Source organism: Burkholderia sp. NLJ2, assembly GCF_049487195.1.
Taxonomy (GTDB): Bacteria; Pseudomonadota; Gammaproteobacteria; order Burkholderiales; family Burkholderiaceae; genus Burkholderia; species Burkholderia pyrrocinia.
Window position 1 is genome coordinate 1740179 of the sequence record NZ_CP137808.1, and the last position, 24678, is coordinate 1764856.

Sequence of the window (24678 nt, forward strand, 5' to 3'; positions counted from 1 at the left end):
AGCAGAAAGCAGTATCAGTGGTGGCTGTAGCTCAGTTGGTAGAGTCCAGGATTGTGATTCCTGTCGTCGTGGGTTCGAGTCCCATCAGCCACCCCAAAAATTCAAGCAAAAAGCCCGGTTCATCGAACCGGGCTTTTTGCTTTCTGGCGTCCGTATAACACATCGTGTAGCCGGTTTTCGTCAAAGCCTCTTCGACGACGGGCTGTATAGCGCGTATAGCACCGCTTCTTTTCGTGTTTGCGGCGTCGCCGGCGCGGATCGCAAATCCGTCGACGAGCCAGGACCCGATGTGCGTTGTCTTTCCTTGGCGCTTCGTTGACTACACACTCACCGCAATCCGCGAGCGACGCGGCATTCTCGGCTAAGGTTCGCGCGCGCCGTGCCGTTATCTTCCTAGGACAGCCCTCGTGCCTCGAATGCTGATCCGTTTTCTTGCCTGCTCGCGTTTCGCGCGAGCAGGCTTTTTTCGTTTACGGCGACTGCGGACTGAAAACTTGGCGGAATAGAGCAGGACGTTGGCGCGAACCGACAAAGCGCAACACTCTTACATTGATGTAATGTATGCGTTCCTCGTGCCCTCATGCTTTGGAGGGCCGTTCGATCCCGACGACCAGTGAAGGTGTCGGGATTTTTTTTGCCTGCGCGCCGATATCCCGAACGCGAGCCGTCACAACATGCGATTTCGTCGCCGAGTTCGACTGATGCGCATTGATGCGATTGCATCGACGGCGACATCGCACTCACGCCGCACGACTGCATCGGGTTCGTGGCGAACTTCGCATCCCGCAAAGAACGGTGTATTTTGCGACGAGACATGCCGATCAAGAGAGCAAGCAGAAGGAGTCACGCACCCATGCCGGAAACCCGGGCCACGCTTCGCGTCGCGATAACGCACGACGCGCCCCTCATCGCTCGCCTGCACACCCTGAGTTGGCAAACCGCATACAGCCATATCCTTCCGGCGGCGTATCTGGCTGACGAGGTGCCGACGGAGCACGCGATCCGGTGGCGGAAATATCTCGACCGCAATGAAGATGAGTGGGGTCTCGTGCTGATCGCCGAGTCGCATGGCGAGCCCGTCGGCTTCGTCAGTGCCGAACGTCCTGTCGATCCGGCGCTCGGCGTGCTGCTCGACTGCCTGCACGTCCATCCTTCGCATCACGGCAGCGGTACGGGCAAACGCATGATCGAAGCCGTTCGCGCGTGGGCCCGGACGATCTGCGCGGACAAGGTCCATCTGCAGGTGCTGGAAGGTAACGTCCGTGCGATCGGCTTCTATGAGCACAACGGCTGGCAATTGGCCGGTATCGAAACGAGCCGGATCGGCCAGACGGAGGTTACCGATCGGATCTATGCGATACAGGCGTAAAGGCTTGCGGGCATCCGGACGAGCGATCTCGCGACAGGCCGCCACTTCCGACCGCTACGATGTCACGCCGGGCGAAAGCGGAATATGTTCCGTCGTTACTCGCCGCAATACCGCACGAGCAAATCGGCCTCTGTCTCGTGGATCTCGACGGGTATCGTTGTCGCGCCTGCATAGGCAAGGTAGCGTGCGCGATGCTGGCCGTTGCGGAACGACGCGACACCGACTTTCGACAGGCCGGGAATGCCGAGCAGTGTTCGCGTTCTCGCTTCGCGAAACGTGATGAACGGCATGTCCGGAATTCTGTCCTGGTCCGGATCGAGGAATTCGCGAATACCTGCCGCTTTTCCAGGCGCCCAGTACTGCACTGACGGCAGCACGTAGTCGGTCGTGTCGCGGTCGGCGCAGGTCAGCAATTTCTTCAGGTCGATCGTCACGACCCGATGTCGCGAGTCGTCGGACGCGAATACCCGCTTGAGGTGCGTATAGGCATAGGGGGCGTGCCCGGGAAGCTGGATAATCCAGACATCTACGCCGTTCTGTTGTGCGCGGGCGAGCGTCATTATTTCCTTTGGTGGCGCAAGCGGTCTTCGTGGCCGGAGTTTAGCAGCGCGATTGCAACAACGGAGCAAATCGATACCGGAAATAGGGAAACGGAACGATTCACTGCGGAACCGGAAGCGCAGAAGGAACGTTTGGCAAAGCGGATGCTGTCACGCGTCGGTGGTCGATATCGGCAGGTTGCGGGAATATCGCGATACTGCCAGCGGAAAGGACGCGCGGCGCGGAATTCATGCAGGCTTCATGCAGCGTCGCGAAGCCGGGCAGGCGCGGATCGTCAAAAGAACAGAGAGGGCAGATTGACCGGTGAAAACCATGTCGTCGAAACTTGAAATCGAATATCTCGATTACTGTTTCACAGCGACGCTCGAAATCAGGGAGTCCGGCCGGACAGGCGTTATCGACTGGAAACTGGAATCCGCTTCGCGAAGCAAGACGCTCCGTGGATCGTGTTCGACCGCTTTCTCGAGCGGAATGACTTCGCCGACGAAGAGGATGCGCGTGCAAATATCGTCGACTGGCTGGAGCGGCTTGCCGACCCGAGGTCCGGCGCGTCGGCCGAAATTGCGAAGGCAAGCGCGGTTGCCTCGACAGGGGCGGTGGCGGCAGCAGACCCATCGACTGCCGAAATCGTCGGCGAAACCGTTATCGAAATCGTCAGCGATGTCGACTGGATCGACATGGTCGTCGACTGGTTTTCCAGCGGCTCGCCCTGATGACGAAACCGGGGTTCCCTGACGCAGGTTATTGCATTCGCGAAACATGGTTTCACGAAATTCGGTACAGAAAATTAAGCCGAAATCAAATCATTCGAAAAAATAGAATAACCCTGCTTTGACATCACCCGCGACTTACCGGAAACTGGGTCGGGTCTGAAAAACATCCGCCAGAACTAAAACAAAATAGAACACCAAACATGAAAAGATTAACGCTGCTGACGGCGGGCAAGGCCGTTCGCGTGCTCGCGACACCCGTCACGCTCGCGGCCGATGGCGTGATGATGATCGGGGCAGTGGTGTTGTTCCCCGTCATCGTGGTGATGCTCGCGCCGTCCGCCGGTCTTGCGCCAGGACCGTGACGCCAGGCGGCTCGCGGACCTCCCTGAGGCCGCCACAGTGTCACCAAAGGGTGAGTTGCCGCACAGACCGTCGCGCGACCCGCGATCACAATTTGGCCGGTTGACCGTTCTTCCCCGGCCCGGTCAACCATTTCCCCGCTCGCTCGCGCAGGAGCGGGGGCTTTTTGACCGACCGACGCCGCAGAGTTGCGTCGGCGGAACCGGACAGGCGTTCGGCAGGCTGCGCAATTGCACCACGCGCACTCCGGCATCCGTTCGCCTGGTCCGCACGAATCGCTTTCCTCGTGCCTGAGCGAACCCTCAGGCCCATCGCCGGCTTCGGCTGGCGATGCCTTGATCCCGGCGGCGTGCAGCCGCGCTGCCGGGATGTTTTTTGCGCCGAATGCATCGCATCACATCGCGCGCAGCGGGCATGTCGATCCGCTCAGCCAGCCTGTTCGACGCTGGTTTCCCATCCGTCGTATTCACCGCCGAGCGAACGTACCTCGCGATTGATCGCGATCGTATGGCGCGTGATGTCGGCCAGCGCCATGGTGCCTTCGTGCGAAAACCGTACGGCAGACTTGCCGTCTTCGGTCGGCGCGACCGATTCGACCGGATAGCCTTTCGCTTCGGCCCAGTCCGCGAACTGGTGTGCGTCGCTCGGGTCCTGGAAGTACGCCCAGTGCATCACGCGCCGGCTCACGTCGCTGGCGTCGCCTTTCTGCCGCAGCGCATCCAGCACGCGCATGTCGCGCATGATCTGCCAGTCGTCGTCGGTCGGGTAAAGGGTCTGCCAGTACGCTTCCTTGTCCGGATCGTCCTGGTGTGCGAATTGAAGTGCGTAGGTCGTCTGTTCGGCCAGCGAGTCGACGATCTCGGCTGCTGCCTCTTCGTCGAACGGCACGTAGAAAAGGAAATCGCGGTTGCCGTCGACGGTGATGCGGCCGACCTGCACGCCGCCTTTCGCGGTGATCGTGGCGTCCAGCAGATCCTCGATCTTCGCGAGGTCGGCGAATTCGTCGCCGGACGGCAGGCCTTCAGGCGTCGGATGCGCAAAGGGGACGCGCACGCTGAGCAGCGATGTGCGCGGATCGCCTTCGGCGATTTCCGCGAAGCTGTGGTTGAAGCTGATGAAAGCCTGATGGTCGCCCATTCTGGCAGGGAAGGTTCCCCAGGCGTCGGTCATGTGTTTCTCCCGTACACGATTGTCTGTTGACGGTTGCAAAGCGTCCCAATGTATCATCGAAAATCGCGTTCGCCGGAGAAGCGCACATGATTGCGAGTCAGGGCATTCTGGTACCGGTCGAAGACCATCGCTATCGGGCGGTGGTTGATTTCTATCGTCGGGCGCTCGCGCTTCCGATGCATTCCGACGGTGTATCGGCCGCGGGGAATCCGTGGCATCGCTTTGTCGTGCAGGGCGCGACGCTGACCGTTCATACGGGCAAGGGCGGCGAGTTTCCGTATCCGGAATTTCGTCCGACCGGCCATGGAATCGCGCTGGCAATCGAAGTGGCGCACGTCTCGGAAGCCGTTGCGCGACTTGAGTCGCACGGCGTCGGCATCTTGAACGCCTGGGACTACGGCGATGGCACGATGGCGATTTCTGTGGCGGACCCTGCGGGTAACGTATGCGAGATTTGGGGCTGTCCGTGACCCGGCGCATTTGTGCGGCGGGCCGCAGAAAAATTCGAAGGAGATTCCGATGTCGATGTTTGCGGTGAATGGTGTCCGAATCGATCCGCTCAGCGCGCGCGTGACGCACGTGCGCTGGGCGGCCGTGAATCCGGTCGACCGGTCGTGGGCGGCGATGCCGAGCGAGGCGCCGGTGGCGGAAGTGGCGCGCGCACTCGCGTCCGGTAACGACGTCCGCGCGATCTTCTCGGAGTCGGACGCTACCGCGGTCGGGCCGAGGCTGAAACGCGTGCTGTACCGCGATGCGTCGGAAGGCATCGAGCTCGACATCGATGCGACGAGCGAATCGCGCACGTTGCGGGATCTTCCGCAGATCTGACCGGATCAGGCAACGCACTGCCGGCAGCGTTCGCAGCAGCATCGATTGCGACACGTGGCCGGGAGGCCGCTCGCACAACGTCGATCGCGAGGCGTAGTATCGGACAAACTGCCTTGCTGCATTGCCGATCGCACCGAACGGTTTGACGGGTCACGCGATGTGTGGCGAGCCGGTGGCAAAAGCGAATAGCGCATACGCGCACGAGACCATGTCCAGACCTGTCATCGCCCCGGATCATCAGCGTTGCCGGAAATCGCTACATCGGCTACCAGTTCTCGGCGCATTCGTCGCGCATCAAGGTGCCGGGCGGCGTGATGCTGCCGGTCGCCCGGTTTGCCGATCTTCCGCTCGACGCGGTGGCCGGATTGCTGGAAGCATGCCGCCGGCAGTTCGGCGGGCAGGGCGACCGGGCCGACCGAACGGGCTGATGGCGCCCGATTAGCGTGACCGGAGCGCCCCGGCACGCAAGAAAACAAAAAAATGTCGGGTGCCGTGTCGATTTCCGTCGGGTTCGTCCGTCGTAGCATCGGAGGCGTGCGCATCGCGCGTCCGTCCCGTTTCCGATACGACAACCGACTGAAGGAGCGACACCCCATGTCCACGTCCGTCAAACCGATCCCGGAAGGGATGCGCACGCTGACGCCGCACCTGATCTGCGCCGGCGCAGCCGCAGCCATCGACTTCTACAAGCGCGCATTCAATGCGAGCGAGCAGTTTCGCCTTGCGATGCCTGACGGCAGGCTCGCGCACGCGTGCCTCGCGATTGGCGATTCGACACTGATGCTGGTGGATGAAATGCCCGAGCACGGCGCGCTCGGGCCGAAGGCGCTGAAAGGCACTGCCGTCTGCCTGCACCTGTACGTGCCGGACACCGATGCGGCGATCGCGAAGGCTGTCGCGGCCGGCGCGACGGTCACGATACCGGCCGCCGACATGTTCTGGGGCGATCGCTATGGGCAGGTCGAGGATCCGTTCGGGCATCGCTGGTCGCTCGCGACGCATCAGCGCGACCTGACGCCCGAGCAGATCGCGGAGGCAATGGCCAGCGCGCCGCCGTGCGGGAGTTGACACAGCCAGGCAACCGCGGTTGAACGGTTGCGCGGTGGCATCCACACGCGCAAGTTTTTGCGCGGTTATGTGCCGGCCGTCTTGCCGCGCTGCTTGTCCTCGTACATCCGGTGATCGGCCGATGCGAGCAGGTCGGCGACGACGTGATGGCGCGCAAGACGCGTCAGGCCGTCGAAGTGTTCTTCGGGCGGTGTGTCGAGAATCGAGAGCGAATGAAGTGTATCGAACCGGGCCGCCTCGTCGGACGGTTTCGGTGCGATTTGCACGGGCCTTGTCTCGAGTCCCGGCTGCAAGGCCGGGACTCGGAACGTATGTCGGACAGAATGCGCACTATTCGGCGGGTCGCCAAGCCGCCGGTGCGGATTGATGCAGATGCGGCGAGAAGCGGGCGCAAGGGGCCCCGATTTGGAATTGGCCGCGCGATGCCTCAAGGTGCTCGTCGCCGTGCCGTAAACAGGACGAGTCCAATCGTTCATCGCATCCTATCGCACCATGGTTCGAATCCTGTACGCGGGGTATCTCGCGTTTGCGCTGTATCTCCTTTACCCGATGGTTCAGAACACACTGGCATTCAGCACGGATTGCGTGAGCAGCGCGCTGCCGGGCGGCGCCCACGGCTTGTCGACGTCGTCGGCAAGCGGCGTCGACGGGCACGCGAACCGCTGTGCGCCGACCACACAGGTCGGTGCCGCGACCGCGCGGTTGCCTGAAATCCATTGAGCGCGCGCGGACCATTGCGTGTGTCGTTCGATGCGCGAGGCGGCGTGCTGGCCATTCGGCCGAGTTGATACCCGCGCCACACTCGGCGATCATCGGTAACACGGCGGATCGAATGCGAGGTGTCGAAGGTCGTGCGAAAGCGCGCGGCGTGCGTCAGTAGCTGGAGCGGTACGGCGTGCCCTGGTCGAAGCGGCTTTGCCAGTGCGTGAGGTAGCGAGATGCGAGTTGCGGATTGTTCCACACCACGACGACGTTCTCGGAATTGCGGCTGGCCGCCGACGCGCTGTAGTTGAACGAACCGGTTTCGACATGTTCGGCGTCGATCACGAGGTACTTGTCGTGATGGATCGCATAGGCGTCGATCGTGCGCGTCGGGATGCCGGCGTTGACGAGCAGGTTTAGCGCCTGCTTGCTGCTCTTCGCGCGGTTGCCCTTGTCGTCGACAACCACGGCGACGTTGACGCCGCGTCGCTTTGCGGCGAGCAGCGCGCGCGTGACGGGCGGCGACGTGAACGAATACGCGGCGACGCGAATCGAGCTGCGCGCGGCGCCGATCGCTTTCAGCACGAGCGCCTCGGCGCCGCCGTCGGGCGAGAACGCCGATTCGACCACCTGCGTCGCGGGTGCTTCGTGGGTGGGCGCCGGCAGCCATCGCGACACGAAGTCGATCGCCTGCTGGAGCAGCGATTCACTTTGCGTCTTGCCGAAGGCGGCGAACGGTGTGGCGAGGAGAGAAGCGGCGAGGCAGGCAGCGGCGAGGCGATTGCGCGACAACATCTTGGACAGCGAACAATTTCGAGACAGCGGGCCGTGAGTGTAACGCAGACGCGGCGGCGCGGTCACGTGCGGATGCGAATGGATTGCTCGCGCGATGATCGTCGGAAGCGGGGGCGATGACGCAAAGTTGCGTTCGTGGCATCCGCGTGTGCGATCAGGTCGATGGGGGGATGTTGCTGACGACAGTGTGCGATTGCGTATGCTGCTGCGGGATATCGGCGTGCAAGCAATGCGCGAGGGCAGTCGAGCGGGCTCGGTGTGGCCCGTGACAGAGGCAAGCGTGCAAAAACTGGTGCGCGAGAGTCAGACGGTCATGCGCGCGCCGCGCGTCAATCCTTGGCGGCAGGCGCCTCGGCTTCGACGGGCGCGATCCATCCGGGCCCAGGCTCCGGCTGCACGTCGCGTGCATCGAGCGGTTCGCCGCAGGCCGAGCACACGGTAACTGCATGCATCAACTGGCCGCAGGTCCGGTGACGCAATTGCACCGGCGGCCCCTGGCCGTCGTCCTTCCAGCGGTCGCCCCACGCCATCAGCGCGAGCAGGGCCGGGTACAGGTCGAGGCCTTTTTCCGTCAGGCGGTATTCGAAACGCGGCGGGCGCTCCTGATACGCGTGCTTGACCAGCACACCTTCGTCGACGAGCCGAGCGAGGCGTTCGGCCAGCACATGGCGCGTGAGGCCAAGCTGTGCCTGGAACGCGTCGAAGCGACGGCAGCCGAGGAACGCGTTGCGGAGGATCAGCATGGTCCAGCGGTCGCCGAGCACGGCAAGCGTGCGCGCGACCGAACAGTTCAGCGTGCCGATGTCATCCCATTTCATCGTCGAGTCTCTTGCGTCTTGCGGCGGTTCAGCGAAATAGCGGGTTCGATTATAGAACCCGCCTTCGGTTGCAACGGGCGCGGCTGCGTTGACAACGGCCGGCATCGCTGACAATAATAAGTTCCAATTTAGAACTTACTCGCGCGGCGACGCGCTTTCAACCCGGAGACAACCCGATGAATCCGCTTTCCCAGTCTGGTCTCGATCTGTTGCGTGCCGCGGCGGTGGGCGATGCGCCGCTTGCGTCGATTTCGGAGACGATCCCGATGCGTCCGCTGGATGTCGAACTCGGCTATGTGAAGTTTTCGGCGCGCGCGGATGGTCGGCACCTGAATCCGCTGGGCGGCGTGCACGGCGGGTTCGCCGCGACGGTGCTCGATTCGGTCACGGGTTGCGCGGTGCATTCGATGCTCGACGCGGGTGTCGGCTACGGCACGGTCGATCTGCATGTGAAGATGCTGCGGCCCGTGCCGCGCGACGTCGACCTGATCGCGGAAGGGCGCGTGATTCACCTGTCGCGTTCGCTGGGCGTCGCGGAGGGCACGCTGAAGACGCCGGACGACAAGATCGTCGCGCATGCGTCGGCGACCTGCTTCATTCAGCGGCCTCAGTAACGAACCGTGGCAAGCGGGGCCGGGTGCGGGAGGATGCCGCGTACCGGCGATGCAGGTTGCAACGCCGTCGCCCGAGTATCGAAGGCGGCATCGAAGGCCGCCTGTAAGCGTCCGTGGCGCACGTCTGAAGCGGTCGCTTCAATGTGATAGCGTTCCTGCTTTCCACCGACGCGACAGGAACAGCATGGAATACCGCACACTCGGCGATTCGGGCATCGAGGTCAGCCTGGTCGGTCTCGGCACGATGACGTGGGGCGAGCAGAATTCGGAGCGCGACGCGCACGAGCAGATCGACTATGCGGTTGCGCAGGGCGTGACGCTGATCGACGCCGCGGAGATGTATCCGGTGCCGCCGAAGCCCGACACGCAGGGGCGCACCGAGCAGTACATCGGCACCTGGCTCGCGCAGCATCGCGCGCAGCGCGACCGGATCGTGCTTGCGACGAAGATCGCGGGCCCGGCGCGGCAGCCGCACAACCCGCGCCATATTCGCGGCGAGGGCAACCAGTTCGACCGCAAGAACCTGACCGAGGCGCTCGACGGCAGCCTCAAGCGGTTGCAGACCGACTACGTCGATCTTTACCAGTTGCACTGGCCCGACCGCAGCACGACGACGTTCGGCCGCCCCGCGTATCCGTGGGTCGACGACGCGTACACGGTGCCGATCGAGGAAACCCTCGGCGTGCTCGCGGAATTCGTGAAAGCCGGCAAGGTGCGCGCGATCGGCGTGTCGAACGAAACGCCGTGGGGTGTCGCGCAGTTCCTGCGCGCGGCCGAGAAGCTCGGGCTGCCGCGCATCGCGAGCATCCAGAATCCGTACAGCCTGCTGAACCGCACGTTCGAGAACGGGCTGTCGGAATTCACGCATCGCGACGGCGTCGGCCTGCTCGCGTATTCGCCGCTCGCATTCGGCTGGCTGTCCGGGAAGTACGAGAACGGTGCACGCCCGGCCGGCGCGCGCATCACGCTGTTCGAGCGCTTCCAGCGCTACAGCAAGCCGCAGGCTGTCGAGGCGACGTCGCGTTACGTCGCGCTCGCGCAGCGTCACGGGCTGTCGCCCGCGCAGCTTGCGCTGGCGTTCGTCAACAGCCGGCCGTTCGTGCGCAGCAACCTGGTCGGTGCGACGTCGCTCGAGCAGTTGAAGGAGAACATCGGCAGCATCGACGTGACGCTGTCCGACGAGATTCTCGCCGAGATCGACGCGCTGCACGAACTGCAGCCGAACCCGGCGCCGTAAACGGCGTGCGGCCCGCGCGGCAGCGATGCCGCGACGGGCCGCATCGGCGGCGCACTGGTGCGCCGTCGTCGGTTGCGTTACCGCATCTTGAGCCGCGTGCGCGCGACGAACAGTGCGGCGAGGCTCAGCAGCGCGCAACCCATCAGGTAGAGCGCCGGCGACAGCCGGTTGCCGGTCGTGCTGATCAGCCAGGTGATGACGAACGGCGCGAAGCCGCCGAACAGCGTGACGCCCGTGTTGTAGCTGACCGCGAGACCCGTCGCACGCGTCTGCGACGGGAACAGCTCGGCCATCAGCGCCGGCAGCGCGCCGCAGTACATCGCCTTCAGCGCACCGATCCAGACCAGCGCGGCGAGCATCGTCGCGAACGACGCTTGGCGCGTGAGCCACGCGAACGTCGGCCACACGGTGACTAGCATGATGACGGCCGCGACCGCCATCATGCGGATCCGCCCGGTGCGATCGGACAGGTGGCCGACGACCGGCGTGACGAGCGTCAGCACGAAGCCGGTCGCGAGCGTCGCCGCAAAGCCCGTCGACGCGGGCAGCCCGAGCTGCTTGATCGCATAGGTCGGCATGTACAGGATCATGTAGTTGATCGCGGTCGAGATCACCAGCGCGCCGATCGACAGCAGCAGCCGCAGTTTCTGGTCCGCGAACAGCTCGCGCACCGGCGCTTCGGAGCGTGCCTGCGTCTTGAACTCGACGCCCTCGTCGACGTAGCGGCGGATGTACAGCCCGACCGGGCCGATCGCGAGACCGAACAGGAACGGCACGCGCCAGCCCCAGCTTTCGAGTTGCGCGGGTGTCAGCGTGGACGTCAGCAGCGCGCCGAAGCCTGACGCGAGCAGCGTCGCAAGGCCCTGGCTCGCGAACTGCCAGCTCGACATGAAACCGCGCCGCTGCGGTGCATGCTCGACGAGGAACGCGGTCGAGCTCGCGAATTCGCCGCCCGCGGAAAAGCCCTGCATCAGCCGCGACAGCATGATCCCGAGCGGCGCGAGAATGCCGATCGATGCGTAGGTCGGCATCAGCGCGATCAGCAGCGTGCCGGCCATCATCATCGCGATCGACAGCAGCAGCGACGCCTTGCGGCCCGCGCGATCCGCGTACGCGCCGAGCACGAAGCCGCCGATCGGCCGGATCAGGTAGGACAGCCCGAACGTGCCGAGCGTCAGCATCAGCGACGTCGCTTCGCTCGTCGCGGGGAAGAACAGCTTGGCGATCGTCACCGCGAAGAAGCCGTAGACGATCAGGTCGAACCATTCGAGCGCGTTGCCGATCGACGCCGCGAAGATGATGCGCCGGATCTTTGCGGCGCTGGGGCGCGCGGCGTCCTGCGCGGTTAGGGTGGTCGTATTCATCGTGTGTGCAGGTCCCGAGAAAGGGGCTAAGCGCGTTACAGGGCGGCGCCGGCCGCGGCGGGTGCCGCGCGGCGAACGGGCGGCGCGTCGTCGCCGAGATCCCAGAAGAGGCCGGCCATCATCTGCAGCCCCTCGCTGACGACGCTCGCGAGCAGGTGCTCGTCGGGCGCGTGCTGCGAGCACGCCGGGTACGAGTGCGGCACCCACAGTGTCGGCAGCCCGAGCGTGTCGGCGAACACTTCGTTCGGCAGCGTGCCGCCGAGATTCGGCAGGATCGCGGGCTTTTTGCCGGTGGTTCGCGCAAGCGACGCGACGGCCCAGCGGACCCACGGATCGTCCGGCGGCACGCGCGTTGCCGGTGCGCCGCGCTCGATGTCGATCTCGATGTCGCCGAAACCGTGCGCATCGAGGTGCGCGCGCAGGTGCGTGTGCAGCGCTTGCCAGTCGGTGCCGACGACGAAGCGCAGTTGACAGTGCGCATACGCGACGGGCGGGATCGCATTGACGGGGTGCTCGGGATTGCCGGCCTTGAACGCGAGGATCTCGAACGTGTTCCAGCCGAACACGCGCTCGGCCGCGGACAGGCCAGGCTCGCCCCAGTCGGCGTCGAGCGCCGGATCGCCGGGGCCGCCGCCGACGGAAAGATCGGCGAGCGCGGCGCGCACGGCGGCCGGGATCGGCGGCGGGCGCAGTCCCGCGACGCGAATCGCGCCGCGCGCATCGACGAGGCTCGCGAGCGCATGTGCGAGCACGATCGCCGGATTGCGCAGCAGCCCGCCCCAGTTGCCGGAGTGATGCGCGCCGTCGCGGGCGCGCAGGCTCAGCTTGAAGTTGACCGCGCCGCGCGAGCCGAGGAACACGGTCGGGCGTGCGGCGGCGATACGCGGGCCGTCGGACGCGATCAGCACGTCGGCCGCGAGCGCGTCGCGCTCCTGGCGGCACAGCGCGTCGAGGCCCGGCGAACCCGTTTCCTCGCCCATCTCGATCAGCAGCTTCGCATTGAAGCCGAGCCGGCCGCCGCGTGCGTCGAGCACGCTCGCCAGCGCGGCCAGGTTGATCGTGTGCTGCCCCTTGTTGTCGGCGCTGCCGCGGCCATACCAGCGGTCGCCGTCGGCCGTCAGCGTCCACGGCGACAGCGGCGCGCGCCACTGCGCGTCGTAGCCGCGCACGACGTCGCCGTGACCGTAGATCAGCACGGTCGGCAGCGCGTCGTCTTCGTGGCGCGACGCGAGCAGGAACGGGCCGCCGCCGTCGACGGGATTGTCGACGATCCGCGACGTGAAGCCGAGGCGCGCGGCCTCGGGCGCGATCTCGTCGGTCAGGTAGGCGCGCAGCGCGGCTTCGGTGCCGCTTTCCTGGCTTTCGGTGCGCAGGCCGACGCGGCGGCTCAGGGTCGTGAAGAACGCACCGGATTCGAACTGGTTCAGCGCATGCTGGATGGCGGCGGTACGGCTCAAGTCGGGTCTCCTCTGTCGGGCTGGCGGCGTGCGCGGATCGCGCGTGCAGCGTGAAGTGCGATCGATTCTAGAAAGCCGTTTTTTTTGTCACAATGATCGAATTTCGAACCTTCCTTTGCCGAAAAGGCAAAGCAGCGCGGCCGGGAACGGCGCGGAGACAGAACGATGGCGGCTTTCCTGCATGGCCTGGCGCTGCGGTATTTCGTCGAGGTGGCGCGCACCGGCTCGATCAGCGACGCGTCCGCGCGGCTGCACGTGGCGGTGTCGGCGATCAGCCGCCAGATCGCGAAGCTTGAGAGCGAGCTCGGCGCGCCGCTGTTCGAGCGCCGGCCGCGCGGGATGACGCTGTCGGAGGCCGGCGAGCGGCTGCTGGCCTTCGCGCAGCGCAGCCTGCTGGAGGCCGAGCATGTGATGAAGGACATCGGCGGGCTCGACGCGCTGCACGGCAGCCTGCTGAAGATCGCGTGCTCGGAGGGGTTCGCGATCGATTTCCTGCCCGGCGCGCTCGCGAGCTTCAAGGCGCGTCACCCGGGCGTCGATTTCTCCGTGTGGGTCGTGTCGCCGGCGGACGCGACGCGGCGCGTGCGCGATGGCGATGTGGACATCGCGCTGACCTTCAGCCTCGCGCCGGAGAAGGGCGTGCGCGTCGAGCACACCGAGCGCGCGCCGATCTTCGCGCTGGTGCGACGCGACCATCCGCTCGCGACGCGCGACGCGGTGTCGCTCGCCGATGTCGCGCGGCATCCGCACGTGCTACCCGAGGCCGGCACGACGGTGCGCCAGTTGATCGACATCGCGTGCGCGCTCGACGGGCTGCTGCTCGAGCCCGAATTGACGAGCAACAACACGGCGGCAATGTACGGCTACGCGCGGCGCACGGGCGCGGTGATGTTCACGGGGCTGTTGTCGGTGCGCGACCGCTGCGACGCGGACGGCTTCGTCGTCGTGCCCGTGACGAACCCGCAGCTTCGCGAACGCAGCATTCAGGTGCAGACGATGGCGGGGCGCGATCTGCCCGCGTCGGTACGGGCGTTTCGCGATCATCTGATCGACGCGATGCAGATCGCTTCGTCGCCGCCGGCCGCCGCGCGCGGCCCGAGACGCCGGCCCGTGAGATAATCGGCAATCCGCCTTCCGCGCCCATGCGGCTCACCGAGCCGCATCGCCCCTGTTCGACGCCAAATTGAAGAACCTGATTGTCACCCTCGATCGCGCCGGCGAGTTCGACGAGATCATCGACGTGCGCACGCCGCTCGAGTTCGCCGAGGACCATATTCCCGGCGCGCTGAACGCGCCCGTGCTCAGCAACGATGAACGCGTGCTCGTCGGTACGATGTACCGGCAGGTGTCGCCGTACGAGGCGACCCGCGTCGGCGCCGCGATGGTCGCGCGCAACATTGCGCGCCATCTCGACACGACGTTCGCCGACCGTCCGCGCAACTGGCGGCCGCTGATCTATTGCTGGCGCGGCGGCAAGCGCTCCGGCTCGATGACGACCTGGTTCAACCTGATCGGCTGGCAGGCGCGCCAGCTCGACGGCGGCTACAAGGCGTATCGCCGCTCGGTGTGCGCGACGCTCGACACGCTGCCGACGCGCTTTCGCTATATCGCGCTCGTTGGCCACACGGGCTGCGGCAAGACGCGCCTGCTGAACGCGCTGCGCGACGCGGGTGCGCAGACGCTCGATCTCGAGGCGCTCGCGTGCCATCGCGGCTCGCTGCTCGGCGCGCTGCCGGGCACGCCGCAGCCATCGCAGAAGGGGTTCGATTCGGGGCTCGTCGAAACGCTCGGACGTTTCGACCCCGAATGGCCGGTATTCGTCGAATCGGAAAGCCGCAGGATCGGGCTCGTGCAGTTGCCGATCGCGCTGGTCGAAGCGTTTCACGCGGGGCCGTGGGTGCAGGTCGAAGCGGCACACGACGAGCGCATCGCGTTCCTGCTCGACGATTACGGCCACCTGTTCGACGACCCGGCTGCGTTCAAGGCGCAGCTCCATCGGCTGATCGGGCTGCACAGCCGCGATGAGGTGACGAACTGGAAAGCATTGATCGATGCGAACGCACGGGCCGAACTGTTCACCACGCTGATCGACAAGCATTACGATCCCGCCTATGCGCGCACTTATCGCGCGGCATACAACAAGCCGAACCGGGTACTGACGTTCGCGTTCCGGCCCAACGCGGCCGACGCGCGCGATCAGGCACAGACGCTGCTGGCCCAACTCGCGCAGGCCGGGCTGTCCGCATCGGCCGCACTTGCGGCGGGCGCGGGATCTGCAACCGATAAAGACCAAACCACGACCACACGATGACGACCACACGCACCCAACCCAATCCGGCCCTCGGCTGGATGACTTTCCTGCTGATCGCGGTCGCGGGACTGTTCTATGTGAAATGGTTTCCGTACTACAACAAGGCGTTCGTTGCCGCCGAGCACCATTCGATCGGCCAGTCGATCCTGATGGGCACGTCGGCGGCTGCGCCCGAGCCGTCGCTGAAGGCCGCGCTCGACTACGCGTGGGCGTACGGCAAGGCGATCTGGCAGGCGATGGTGCTCGGCCTGCTGCTGGGTTCGGCCGTTCAGGCGCTGCTGCCTGCGCACTGGGTCGCACGCGTGCTCGGTCGCACGGGCTTCGGCAGTGTCGCCGCCGGCGGGCTGCTGTCGCTGCCCGGGATGATGTGCACGTGCTGCGCGGCGCCGGTCGTCGCGGGGCTGCGTGCGCGCCATGCGTCGCCGGGCGGCGCGGTCGCATTCTGGCTCGGCAACACGGTGCTGAACCCGGCGGCGCTGGTGTTCATGGGCTTCGTGCTCGGCTGGCACTGGAGCGCGCTGCGCCTCGTGCTCGGCATCGCGATGGTGTTCGGGATCGGCTATCTGCTGAACCGCATTGCTCGCCCTGAAGACCGCAGCATCGACGACGCGCAGCTCGCCGCGCTGGCGGCCGAGCAGGCCTCGGCCGGCAATCCGTTCGTCCGCTGGATGAAGCTGCTTGCCCGCATGGCCGTGCGGCTCGTGCCCGAATACATCGTGCTCGTGCTGCTGCTCGGCGCCGCGCGGGCATGGCTGTTCCCGCATATCGGCCCGGACATCGGCAATCATCTCGGCTGGATCGTCGCGTTCGCGGTCGCAGGCATGCTGTTCGTGATCCCGACGGCCGGCGAGGTGCCGATCATCCAGGCGATGCTGTCGCTCGGCATGGGCGTCGGCCCGGCCGCCGCGCTGCTGCTGACGCTGCCGCCGATCAGCGTGCCGTCGCTCGCGATGCTCGCGCGTTCGTTCAAGCCTTACATGCTGGCGATCGTCGCGACGCTCGTCGTCGTGTTCGGGATCGCGAGCGGCTTGCTCGCGGTCGCGTTCGGGTTCTGACGCGCGCGAGCGGCGCGCCGGGCGGGCGCGATCGTCGTATTCATCCGGCGCCGCCGTTGCACGCGTGCGGCGCCCTTTACAAGAAGCAAACAGGAAAACGCATGACCCAACCGAAGATTCATCCTCGACTCGAAAAGGCGCTGACGCGCGGCGATCTCGCGATCCGCCAGGCCAATTCCGCGCGGGCGACTGCCGTGCTGAACGCACTCGGCACGATGATCATCGAGGCCTCCGCAACGATCGGCGTCGACGCCAGCATCGACATTCCGCAGGGCGACCGCATTTACGATCCCGTCAACGGCCTGTGGCCGCAGAAGATGCTGGTGTCGTTCGACGGCCCGGTGGACGAGGCCGACAAGGACGAGCTGCGCTCGGTCTTTCTGGTCGCCGACGATCCGGGCACGCAGTTCCGCGTCGAATGGCATCGTGCGGACGGCAAGCTCGGCCGCCAGGAAGGCGGCCCGCTCGCGACCGTCGCGTTCCTGACCGACGTCGAGATTCCGTGGAGCGACGACGACGAGTAACGTCGTCATGAAGCCGGCGCCGTGCGCGCCGGCCGTCAGCGCATCATCCGCCGCCGGAACAGCCACGCGGACAGCAGGAATCCGCCGACCGCGTAGCCGGCGAGCACTGCAACGTGCAACGCAACGTCCGTCGCCGGCCGGCCGAGCATCGCGGGCCGGATCAGCTCGACCGCGTTCGCGAGCGGCAGCGCATGCGCGGCGTGCTGCGCGACCGGCGGCAACTGCGTGATCGGGAAAAACACGCCCGACAGCAGCAGCATCGGCGTCAGCACGAGCGTCTGATAGAACATGAAGAAATCGTAGGACGGCGCGAGCGCCGTGACGATCATCGCGACGCTGGCAAACGCGAGGCCCGCGAGCGCGATCACGGGCAGCGCCACGAGCATCGACGGAAACTGCGCGTAGCCGAGCGCGCCCGCGACGAGCATGATCGCGACACCCGACAGCATTGCCTTGCTGGCCCCCCAGACAATTTCGCCGAGCACGATGTCGCCGAGTGCGAGCGGCGTATGCATGATCGCCTCCCAGGTGCGCTGCACGTGCATCCGCGAGAAGCCCGAATACATCGATTCGAAGCTCGCGGACATCATCACGCTCGACCCGACCGTGCCGGCCGCGAGGAACGCGATATACGACACGCCGTCGACATGGCCGAGCATCAGGCCGAGCCCGAAACCGAGCCCGAACAGATAGATCATCGGATCGGCAAGATTGCCGAACATCGACGCGAGCGCGAGCTTGCGCCAGACGAGATAGTTGCGCCGCCAAACGGCGACCCAGTTGGTTGCGTTCGCCGGCATCGCGATCGCGAAGCGTGACTCGCGCGGCGGGGCCGAAGGTGCGGCGGCGGAATAGTTGCGGACATCCATGATCGATCAGTCCTGCATTTCGCGGCCCGTGAGCCGCAGGAACACATCCTCCAGATTGGCCGGGCGATGCAGATAGCGCAACCCCGTACGACCCTTGATCCGCGCGCTGAGCGGCTCCGGGTCGCTCACGTAGCAGAACAGCGTCTCGCCGCTGATCTCGGTGTGCTTCGCGAACGCCGACAACTCGTCGCGCAACGCGGCCGGGTCGGGCCCGTAGATCTCGATCACGTCGCAGCCGATCTCCGATTCGATCAGCGCATGCGGCGCGCCTTCGGCGATCTTCCGGCCTTCCTCGATGACGCACAGGCGGTCGCACAGACGTTCGGCTTCTTCCATGAAATGCGTGGTGATCAGGATCGTCTTGCCGCGCGCGAGCAGCGAACGCAGCCGCTCCCACATCAGGTGCCGCGCTTGCGGATCGAGGCCGGTCGTCGGCTCGTCGAGCACCAGCACGTCGGGATCGTTGACGAGCGCGCGGGCGAGCGTGAGGCGGCGCTTCATGCCGCCGGACAGCTCGCCGACCTTTGCATCGGCTTTGTTCTCGAGCTTCGCGAACTCGAGCAGCGGCTGCACGAGCGCGCGCGCAGCCTGCGCCGACATCCCGAAATAGCGGCTGAACACGAGCAGGTTTTCGCGCACGGTGAAATCGGGGTCGAGATTGTCGAACTGCGGGACGACGCCGACGCGTTGGCGCGCAAGCCGTGCACGCGATGGAACCGGTTCGCCGCACAGCGAAATGGTGCCCGCATCAGGATACGCGAGGCCGAGCAGCATCTTCAGCGTGGTGGTCTTGCCGGCGCCGTTCGGCCCGAGCAGGCCGTAGCATTCGCCGGCCTGCACGTTGAAGGACAGGCCGTTGACGACGAGCTTGTCGCCATAGCGCTTTTCGACGTTGCGGAGATCGATCGGTGCGACGGACATGGGTATGTTGTCGTTGTAAGCGGGCGCTTTCCGCCGCCCGATGCGTGGCCGGTTGGCGAACGGATCGGGCGAACGCGTGTCACATGGGCATGACCGAAGCGCACGACGCCGGCGCGTCACGAACCGCTGGGGTACGAACGGGCCATTCTAGTGCATCGGCTGCGTCTCTTCAGCGCATGCCTGCACGATGCGATGCATGTGCGCACCGATCGTGCACCGCATCATCGCGCACGCGCCGAGCGGGGCGAATCAGCGTTTTCCATCCCTTGCGTCCTGAATTGCGGCGCACCATGATGAATGCGTAGGCTCGTTGTCGCGATAGGGAGGTTTCATGGCTAGCTACAACAAGATTTTGCTGTGTTACGACGGCTCGCTCGAAGGGCGCAAGGCACTGCGTTGCGGCGCCAATCTGGCAATGGACCTGAAGGCCGAAACGCACTTGCTGTCGGTCGTCGACATGCGATCGAGCATTGCGCAAAGCGCAGGGCTGCTGACCGATGTCGCGTGTGGCCGCTTCGAGGAAACCGCGCGCGAAATCCTGCAGGAAGGCGTGAACTGGCTGCGCGAGCGCGGCGTGCAGGCCGAAGGCCATTTTGCGTTCGGTTACCCGATCGACGAAATCGCGAATCTCGCGTCGGAGCTGAAGGTCGACCTCGTCGTCGTCGGCCACCGGTGCCGCAGCGGGCTGTCGAGATGGTGGATGGGGTCGGGCAATACGCAACTGCTCGATCGCGTGAACTGCAGCATTCTGGTTGCGTGTTCGTCGGCGGAAGAGCAGAAGGCCGAAATCGCGCGCGAGCGTGAAGCGGCCACGGCGAGCGGCAAATGATCTGATGACGCAATGACGGCCTGACCGGCGATGCGCGCCGGTCAGGCGCCGCGCCGCATCAGCGGCGCGGGCGTTGACCGCGGCCGGCTACGCATGCAGGTCGATCGCGGACAGCTTCCACGAGAACAGGCCGAAGCGGTGGAATATCGCCGCATAGCGCGTGCCGTCGGCACTGCGCTGGTAGGTCACGACGAAATCGTCGACATTCCGGTAGCCCGCGCTGGTTTGCTGCTGATGCGGCGTGTGCGTTGCATCGTTCGCGCTGGCCGGTGCGGCGGCGGCCGGCGCCGGCGATGACGCAGCCGCGGCGGCTGCGTTGCTGCCCGGAACGGCTGCGCTCGCCGGAGCCGGATTGGCGGGTGGTGCGGCCGGTGCACTGCCCGGTGCATTGCCTTGCGGCAGATTCGACCATTCGGGCGGGCGCTCGCCCGGATTGCCGCGTGGCGGCAATCCGCTCATCAGCGCGGCCACGCCCTCCGGAGTCGCGTACGCATCGACCAGCGGGCCGATCAGCGCGGACCCGATCAACGCACCGATCACCGCGAACGGATTGTCTTTCTTCACCGCGTCGATCCGGCGCATCAACTCTTCCGTAACCTGCTGCTTCAGGCTGATGCGCAACGACGGAAAATCGACATATTCACTGATGGCCTGCGCATCGCGTGCATCGATCGCCGATTTCAGGCGACCGAGCGCGACGTACGGCGATGCGTATGCGTAGCCGATCGCCGCAATGACGGCGACGGCCAGCACGACGATCAGCAGTGGCTTGAGCCGCCATGTGCGGCCCGAGGATCCAGTCACGTTGCCTCCGGTGCGGGAATGCTCCGCAATCAGAGACCGCCTTGCGCGGCCGATCGTTCCTCCGCGATGCAGTGATCGATCATCCGGCACACGGCATCGATCGTGCCGACCATGATCAGGCGCGACCGGCCGTGATAGACGCGCACCGGGGCGCGGCGCGCGGGTTCCGCATGATTCAGGCCGGCGTTCAGCGATACCCGCGCGAAAGCGGGGAGCGCCGATGGCAGCAGGGACGCCTGCCGTTCGACTGCGACTTCTTCTTTCACAGGCGCTGCCGCGGACAGCGGCGCGCAAGGCGTGCGGCCGCGCAGATGACGCAGGCGACCGAATTGACGGAAAGGCAGCAGGCGGGCAAGGCGTTCCATGATGTTCTCCTAAGCGAGACGGAATGTCAGAGTTCGCCCGAGCGGATCAGCCCGACGGCGATGCCTTCCAGCGCGAATTCCGCGCTGCCGGCCTTGACGAAGATGTTTTCGTAATCCGGGTTCTCCGCGATCAGCTCGAGACCGCCCGGCCGGCGCATCAGGCGCTTGACCGTGACGTCGTCGCCGAGACGCGCGACGATGATCTGGCCGTCCTTTGCCTCCGTGCGCTTCTGCACGGCGAGGAGGTCGCCATCGAGAATGCCGGCATCGCGCATCGACAGGCCGCGCACCTTCAGCAGGTAATCGGGCTTGCTGGAGAACAGCGCGGGATCGCACGCGTAATGCTGCGAGATGTGCTCCTGCGCGAGGATCGGGCTACCGGCCGCGACGCGGCCGACGAGCGGCAGCGACAGTTGCATCAGGCTGGCGTGCGGCAGCGTGAACTGGTGCGGGGAATCTTCGAGGCCGAGCAGGCGGATGCCGCGCGATGCGCCGGCGGCCAGCTCGATCACGCCCTTGCGCGCCAGTGCGCGCAGATGCTCCTCGGCCGCATTCGGCGAGCTGAAGCCCAGTTCGGCCGCGATCTCGGCACGGGTGGGCGGGAATCCGGAGCGCTCGATCGCGCGACGGATCAAGTCGAACACTTGCTGCTGACGGGCGGTGAGTTTGGTCATGGCTCAACTGTATGGATAGACAGTGAGCTGTATTTTTATACAGTACTTCGCGAATTTCAAGTGTTACTTGAGGTTCGACGCGATCACGCCGGTTCCGGCGTGATTTCGTGACGTTCGGACGCCGGTTCATCTGCCGCAACCGTCCATCCCGTATGCGTTAGCACTTTTGAGTATTAAAAAATGAAGAACGATTATTTTTAATCATGTAACCCGTTCGTTAGACTGGCCCGACATCGCAATACCGACAACACTGGAGAACCAAGGATGGCGAAGCGCAATACGGGGCTGGTGGGCGGAGTGGGCCGCCTGATCGCAACACTCGCGCTGGGCGCGGCGGCGACGCTGGGCGTTGCGACGCACGCGCAGGCCGATACGACCTTCCTGAACGTGTCGTACGACCCGACGCGCGAGCTGTATCAGGATTTCAACCAGGCGTTCGGCAAGGAGTGGAAGGCGAAGACGGGCGAGACCGTCAACTTCAAGCAGTCGCACGGCGGCTCGGGCGCGCAGGCGCGCTCGGTGCTCGACGGCCTGCAGGCCGACGTCGTCACGCTGGCGCTCGCGTACGACATCGACGCGCTCGCGAACAAGGGGCTCGTCAACAAGGACTGGCAGAAGCGCCTGCCCGACAACGCGTCGCCGTACACGTCGACGATCGTGTTCCTCGTGCGCAAGGGCAATCCGAAGGGGATCAAGGATTGGGACGACCTGACCAAGCCGGGCATCTCGATCGTCACGCCGAACCCGAAGACGTCGGGCGGCGCGCGCTGGAACTACCTGGCCGCGTGGGCATATGCGGTGCACAAGCCGGGCGGCAACGAGCAGACGGCGAAGGAATTCGTCACGAAGCTGTACAAGAACGCGGGCGTGCTCGATTCCGGCGCGCGCGGCGCGACCACGAGCTTCGTGCAGCGCGGGATCGGCGACGTGCTGATCGCATGGGAAAACGAGGCATTCCTGTCGGTCAAGGAGTTCGGCACCGACAAGTTCGAGATCGTCGTGCCGTCGGTGAGCATCCTGGCCGAGCCGCCCGTCGCGGTGGTCGACAAGGTGGTCGACAAGAAGGGCACGCGCAAGCTGGCCGACGCGTACCTGAACTTCCTGTACAGCCCGCAGGGCCAGGAGATCGCGGCGCGCAACTACTACCGGCCGCGTTCGAAGAACGTGCCGGCGGAACTGACCAAGCAGTTCCCGAAGCTGAAGCTGTACACGGTCGACGACACGTTCGGCGGCTGGACGAATGCGCAGAAGACGCATTTCGCGGACGGCGGCGTGTTCGATTCGATCTACAAGCCGCAGTAACGCCATAACGACAGCGGTGCGCCACGACAGCGCGCCGCATCCCCGACGGGCCGCCGGCGCAATTCATCGCGCCGGCGTTTGCGTCGGACCCATGAGCAGCATCGACCCAGCAAGAGCATCCGATGACGACGTACACCTTTCGCAAGCCGAGCGCGCTGCCCGGTTTCGGCGTGACGCTCGGCATCACGGTGGCCTATTTGAGCCTCGTGGTGCTGATTCCGCTCGCCGCCACGTTCCTGAAGACCGCGACGCTGTCGTGGGACCAGTTCGTCACCGCCGTCACGTCGCCGCGCGTGCTCGCGTCGTACCGGCTGACGTTCTCGGCCGCGCTCGGCGGCGCGCTGATCAACGCCGTGTTCGGCTTCCTCGTCGCGTGGGTGCTCGTGCGCTACACGTTCCCGTTCAAGCGCCTCGTCGATGCGATCGTCGACCTGCCGTTCGCGCTGCCGACGTCGGTCGCCGGCATCTCGCTCGCGGCCGTTTACGCGACCAACGGCTGGGTCGGCCAGTATCTCGCGCCGCTCGGCATCAAGATCGCGTTCACGCCGGCCGGCGTGCTGGTCGCGCTGACCTTCATCGGGCTGCCGTTCGTCGTGCGCACCGTGCAGCCGGTGCTCGAGGATTTCGAGCGCGAGCAGGAAGAGGCCGCTGCGTGCCTCGGCGCGTCGCGCTGGCTGACGTTCCGCCGCGTCGTGCTGCCGGCCGTGCTGCCGGCGCTGCTGACCGGTTTCGCGCTGGCATTCGCACGCGCGCTCGGCGAATACGGGTCGGTGATCTTCATCGCCGGCAACGTGCCGATGAAATCCGAGATCACGTCGCTGCTCATCATCACGAAGCTCGAGCAGTACGACTACGCGGGCGCGACCGCGCTCGCGGTCGTGATGCTGGTCGTGTCGTTCCTGATGCTGCTGCTGATCAACACGCTGCAATGGTATTTGCAGCGCAGGACGAGCAAGGGTGCAAGCGGCCCCGCGCCCGCGACCGTTACCGCAACCGCAGCAGGAGGCCAGCAATGAGCCAGGAGGCCACCGTCGTGCTGAAAACCCCGTCGTCGGCCGCGCAAGGGCGCGCCGCGAATCGGCTCGACCCCGTCAGCGAGTCGCGCGTCGTGCGCTGGCTGCTCACGGGCATCGCGCTGACGTTCCTCGCGTTCTTCCTCGTCGTGCCGCTCGCCGCGGTGTTCGTCGAGGCGCTGCGCAAGGGCGTCGGCTTCTATCTCGAATCGCTGGCCGATCCCGACGCATGGGCGGCGATCAAGCTGACGCTGACCGTCGCCGCGATCGCCGTGCCGCTGAACCTCGTGTTCGGCGTGTGCGCGTCGTGGGCGATCGCGAAGTTCGAATTCCGCGGCAAGGCGCTGCTGACGACGCTGATCGACCTGCCGTTCTCCGTGTCGCCGGTGATCTCCGGCCTCGTGTACGTGCTGCTGTTCGGCGCGCAGGGCTGGCTCGGGCCGTGGCTGCAGGATCACGACGTGCAGATCATCTTCGCGGTGCCGGGCATCGTGCTCGCGACGATCTTCGTCACGTTCCCGTTCGTCGCGCGCGAGCTGATTCCGCTGATGCAGGCGCAGGGCACCGACGAGGAAGAGGCCGCGCGCGTGCTCGGCGCGTCGGGCTGGCAGATCTTCCGCCGCGTGACGCTGCCGAACGTGAGGTGGGGCCTGCTGTACGGCGTGATCCTGTGCAATGCGCGCGCGATGGGCGAGTTCGGCGCGGTATCGGTCGTGTCGGGCCACATCCGCGGCGTGACCGACACGATGCCGCTGCACGTCGAGATCCTGTACAACGAATACAACTTCGCGGCGGCGTTCGCGGTGGCGTCGGTGCTGGCGCTGCTCGCGCTCGTCACGCTCGCGCTGAAGCTGCTCGCCGAGCGTCATCTCGCCGCCGAACTGGCCGGCGCGCGCGACGCCGTTCCCGCACATGCCGGCCCTGTCGCCGCCGTTTCGTCGAAATCGTAAAGAGG

At 65.6% G+C, this 24678-nt stretch carries 29 protein-coding genes, 1 tRNA gene and 1 pseudogene; 19 read left to right on the top strand and 12 right to left on the bottom strand.

All coding sequences use genetic code 11. From position 1 onward, the window contains the following. The first annotated feature begins 20 nt into the window (after positions 1 to 20). Positions 21 to 96 (top strand) — tRNA-His (locus R9B84_RS08005). A 757-nt stretch (positions 97 to 853) separates the two neighbouring features. After that, positions 854 to 1369 (top strand): GNAT family N-acetyltransferase, encoded by a 516-nt coding sequence (locus tag R9B84_RS08010; protein ID WP_423759879.1) that lies wholly within the window; start codon positions 854 to 856, stop codon positions 1367 to 1369. Positions 1370 to 1464: 95 nt separating this feature from the next. On the opposite strand, the gene R9B84_RS08015 is transcribed toward R9B84_RS08010, so the two are convergent. Next, the gene (locus tag R9B84_RS08015; protein ID WP_423759880.1) at positions 1465 to 1929 is read right to left on the bottom strand and encodes a plasmid fertility inhibition factor family protein; all 465 of its coding nucleotides are present in this window, start codon (positions 1927 to 1929) and stop codon (positions 1465 to 1467) included. Positions 1930 to 2376: 447 nt separating this feature from the next. Here R9B84_RS08015 and R9B84_RS08020 point away from each other — a divergent pair, with 447 nt between their 5' ends. Both R9B84_RS08020 and R9B84_RS08025 read left to right on the top strand, forming a co-directional pair. After that, complete coding sequence (locus tag R9B84_RS08020) at positions 2377 to 2643, top strand: hypothetical protein (protein ID WP_423759881.1); 267 nt, start codon at positions 2377 to 2379, stop codon at positions 2641 to 2643. A 200-nt stretch (positions 2644 to 2843) separates the two neighbouring features. Then, positions 2844 to 3005, top strand: coding sequence for a hypothetical protein (locus tag R9B84_RS08025; protein ID WP_423759882.1), 162 nt, complete (start codon positions 2844 to 2846; stop codon positions 3003 to 3005). 424 nt (positions 3006 to 3429) lie between these two features. On the opposite strand, the gene R9B84_RS08030 is transcribed toward R9B84_RS08025, so the two are convergent. After that, the gene (locus R9B84_RS08030; protein WP_423759883.1) at positions 3430 to 4173 is read right to left on the bottom strand and encodes a DUF695 domain-containing protein; all 744 of its coding nucleotides are present in this window, start codon (positions 4171 to 4173) and stop codon (positions 3430 to 3432) included. 86 nt (positions 4174 to 4259) lie between these two features. Here R9B84_RS08030 and R9B84_RS08035 point away from each other — a divergent pair, with 86 nt between their 5' ends. The 4 genes and pseudogenes from R9B84_RS08035 (at position 4260) to R9B84_RS08050 (ending at position 6069) form a co-directional block, all read left to right on the top strand. Further along, positions 4260 to 4643, top strand: a complete 384-nt coding sequence (locus R9B84_RS08035) for a VOC family protein (protein ID WP_423759884.1) — start codon at positions 4260 to 4262, stop codon at positions 4641 to 4643. 49 nt (positions 4644 to 4692) lie between these two features. Next, positions 4693 to 5001: a phosphatidylserine/phosphatidylglycerophosphate/cardiolipin synthase gene (locus R9B84_RS08040; RefSeq protein WP_423759885.1), complete on the top strand. Its 309-nt coding sequence runs from the start codon at positions 4693 to 4695 to the stop codon at positions 4999 to 5001. Positions 5002 to 5207: 206 nt separating this feature from the next. After that, a pseudogene (locus R9B84_RS08045) lies at positions 5208 to 5429 on the top strand (aspartyl-tRNA synthetase); the annotation flags it as partial. Between the two features lie 166 nt (positions 5430 to 5595). After that, positions 5596 to 6069 carry a VOC family protein gene (locus tag R9B84_RS08050; protein WP_096470843.1) on the top strand — a complete coding sequence of 158 codons (474 nt, stop codon included), beginning with the start codon at positions 5596 to 5598 and terminating at the stop codon, positions 6067 to 6069. Between the two features lie 65 nt (positions 6070 to 6134). On the opposite strand, the gene R9B84_RS08055 is transcribed toward R9B84_RS08050, so the two are convergent. Continuing rightward, entirely contained in the window at positions 6135 to 6335 is a 201-nt protein-coding gene (locus R9B84_RS08055) for a hypothetical protein (protein WP_423759886.1), read from the bottom strand. Between the two features lie 226 nt (positions 6336 to 6561). Between R9B84_RS08055 and R9B84_RS08060 the strand changes: the two genes are divergently transcribed. Beyond that, entirely contained in the window at positions 6562 to 6789 is a 228-nt protein-coding gene (locus R9B84_RS08060; protein WP_423759887.1) for a hypothetical protein, read from the top strand. A 153-nt stretch (positions 6790 to 6942) separates the two neighbouring features. On the opposite strand, the gene R9B84_RS08065 is transcribed toward R9B84_RS08060, so the two are convergent. Next, positions 6943 to 7566, bottom strand: a complete 624-nt coding sequence (locus R9B84_RS08065; protein WP_011351878.1) for a phospholipase D family protein — start codon at positions 7564 to 7566, stop codon at positions 6943 to 6945. A gap of 329 nt (positions 7567 to 7895) precedes the next feature. Then, entirely contained in the window at positions 7896 to 8384 is a 489-nt protein-coding gene (locus tag R9B84_RS08070; RefSeq protein ID WP_423759888.1) for a winged helix-turn-helix transcriptional regulator, read from the bottom strand. 176 nt (positions 8385 to 8560) lie between these two features. On the opposite strand from R9B84_RS08070, the gene R9B84_RS08075 reads away from it, so the two are divergent. Continuing rightward, positions 8561 to 8998 carry a PaaI family thioesterase gene (locus R9B84_RS08075; RefSeq protein ID WP_423759889.1) on the top strand — a complete coding sequence of 146 codons (438 nt, stop codon included), beginning with the start codon at positions 8561 to 8563 and terminating at the stop codon, positions 8996 to 8998. Between the two features lie 184 nt (positions 8999 to 9182). After that, positions 9183 to 10235: an NADP(H)-dependent aldo-keto reductase gene (locus R9B84_RS08080; RefSeq protein WP_423759890.1), complete on the top strand. Its 1053-nt coding sequence runs from the start codon at positions 9183 to 9185 to the stop codon at positions 10233 to 10235. A gap of 77 nt (positions 10236 to 10312) precedes the next feature. Here the strand turns inward: R9B84_RS08080 and R9B84_RS08085 are convergent, their stop codons facing one another. Next, positions 10313 to 11599, bottom strand: coding sequence for an MFS transporter (locus R9B84_RS08085; RefSeq protein ID WP_423759891.1), 1287 nt, complete (start codon positions 11597 to 11599; stop codon positions 10313 to 10315). Between the two features lie 35 nt (positions 11600 to 11634). Next, positions 11635 to 13056 (bottom strand): M20 family metallopeptidase, encoded by a 1422-nt coding sequence (locus R9B84_RS08090; protein WP_423759892.1) that lies wholly within the window; start codon positions 13054 to 13056, stop codon positions 11635 to 11637. Positions 13057 to 13221: 165 nt separating this feature from the next. Between R9B84_RS08090 and R9B84_RS08095 the strand changes: the two genes are divergently transcribed. The 4 genes from R9B84_RS08095 (at position 13222) to R9B84_RS08110 (ending at position 16946) form a co-directional block, all read left to right on the top strand. Continuing rightward, entirely contained in the window at positions 13222 to 14175 is a 954-nt protein-coding gene (locus R9B84_RS08095; RefSeq protein WP_423759893.1) for a LysR family transcriptional regulator, read from the top strand. Between the two features lie 64 nt (positions 14176 to 14239). Next, positions 14240 to 15367 carry a tRNA 2-selenouridine(34) synthase MnmH gene (mnmH, locus tag R9B84_RS08100; RefSeq protein ID WP_423759894.1) on the top strand — a complete coding sequence of 376 codons (1128 nt, stop codon included), beginning with the start codon at positions 14240 to 14242 and terminating at the stop codon, positions 15365 to 15367. Further along, positions 15364 to 16422: a permease gene (locus tag R9B84_RS08105; RefSeq protein WP_423759895.1), complete on the top strand. Its 1059-nt coding sequence runs from the start codon at positions 15364 to 15366 to the stop codon at positions 16420 to 16422. The genes mnmH and R9B84_RS08105 overlap by 4 nt, the downstream gene beginning before the upstream one ends. 101 nt (positions 16423 to 16523) lie before the next feature. Next, positions 16524 to 16946 carry a hypothetical protein gene (locus tag R9B84_RS08110; protein WP_423759896.1) on the top strand — a complete coding sequence of 141 codons (423 nt, stop codon included), beginning with the start codon at positions 16524 to 16526 and terminating at the stop codon, positions 16944 to 16946. 35 nt (positions 16947 to 16981) lie between these two features. Here R9B84_RS08110 and R9B84_RS08115 read toward each other — a convergent pair whose 3' ends face one another. Continuing rightward, complete coding sequence (locus tag R9B84_RS08115; RefSeq protein WP_096470853.1) at positions 16982 to 17815, bottom strand: ABC transporter permease; 834 nt, start codon at positions 17813 to 17815, stop codon at positions 16982 to 16984. Positions 17816 to 17821: 6 nt separating this feature from the next. Beyond that, positions 17822 to 18736, bottom strand: coding sequence for a nodulation factor ABC transporter ATP-binding protein NodI (nodI, locus tag R9B84_RS08120; protein ID WP_423759897.1), 915 nt, complete (start codon positions 18734 to 18736; stop codon positions 17822 to 17824). 331 nt (positions 18737 to 19067) lie between these two features. Between nodI and R9B84_RS08125 the strand changes: the two genes are divergently transcribed. Continuing rightward, the gene (locus tag R9B84_RS08125) at positions 19068 to 19565 is read left to right on the top strand and encodes a universal stress protein (protein ID WP_034184109.1); all 498 of its coding nucleotides are present in this window, start codon (positions 19068 to 19070) and stop codon (positions 19563 to 19565) included. Positions 19566 to 19652: 87 nt separating this feature from the next. Here the strand turns inward: R9B84_RS08125 and R9B84_RS08130 are convergent, their stop codons facing one another. Genes R9B84_RS08130 through lexA form a run of 3 tightly spaced genes read right to left on the bottom strand, consistent with a single transcriptional unit; the run spans position 19653 to position 21408 of the window. Further along, complete coding sequence (locus tag R9B84_RS08130; protein ID WP_423759898.1) at positions 19653 to 20369, bottom strand: DUF2939 domain-containing protein; 717 nt, start codon at positions 20367 to 20369, stop codon at positions 19653 to 19655. 29 nt (positions 20370 to 20398) lie between these two features. Continuing rightward, a complete protein-coding gene (locus R9B84_RS08135) occupies positions 20399 to 20734 on the bottom strand; it encodes a hypothetical protein (RefSeq protein ID WP_047900599.1) in 336 nt (111 codons plus the stop codon). Between the two features lie 26 nt (positions 20735 to 20760). Further along, positions 20761 to 21408 (bottom strand): transcriptional repressor LexA, encoded by a 648-nt coding sequence (gene lexA / locus R9B84_RS08140; RefSeq protein WP_423759899.1) that lies wholly within the window; start codon positions 21406 to 21408, stop codon positions 20761 to 20763. Positions 21409 to 21672: 264 nt separating this feature from the next. On the opposite strand from lexA, the gene R9B84_RS08145 reads away from it, so the two are divergent. The 3 genes from R9B84_RS08145 to cysW all read left to right on the top strand — a co-directional run bounded on the left by R9B84_RS08145 (position 21673) and on the right by cysW (position 24673). Then, on the top strand, positions 21673 to 22710 hold the full coding sequence (locus R9B84_RS08145) for a sulfate ABC transporter substrate-binding protein (RefSeq protein ID WP_423759900.1): 1038 nt from the start codon (positions 21673 to 21675) through the stop codon (positions 22708 to 22710). 122 nt (positions 22711 to 22832) lie between these two features. Continuing rightward, positions 22833 to 23726: a sulfate ABC transporter permease subunit CysT gene (gene cysT / locus R9B84_RS08150; RefSeq protein WP_047900602.1), complete on the top strand. Its 894-nt coding sequence runs from the start codon at positions 22833 to 22835 to the stop codon at positions 23724 to 23726. Continuing rightward, positions 23723 to 24673: a sulfate ABC transporter permease subunit CysW gene (gene cysW / locus R9B84_RS08155; protein ID WP_423759901.1), complete on the top strand. Its 951-nt coding sequence runs from the start codon at positions 23723 to 23725 to the stop codon at positions 24671 to 24673. The genes cysT and cysW overlap by 4 nt, the downstream gene beginning before the upstream one ends. Positions 24674 to 24678: the final 5 nt, after the last annotated feature.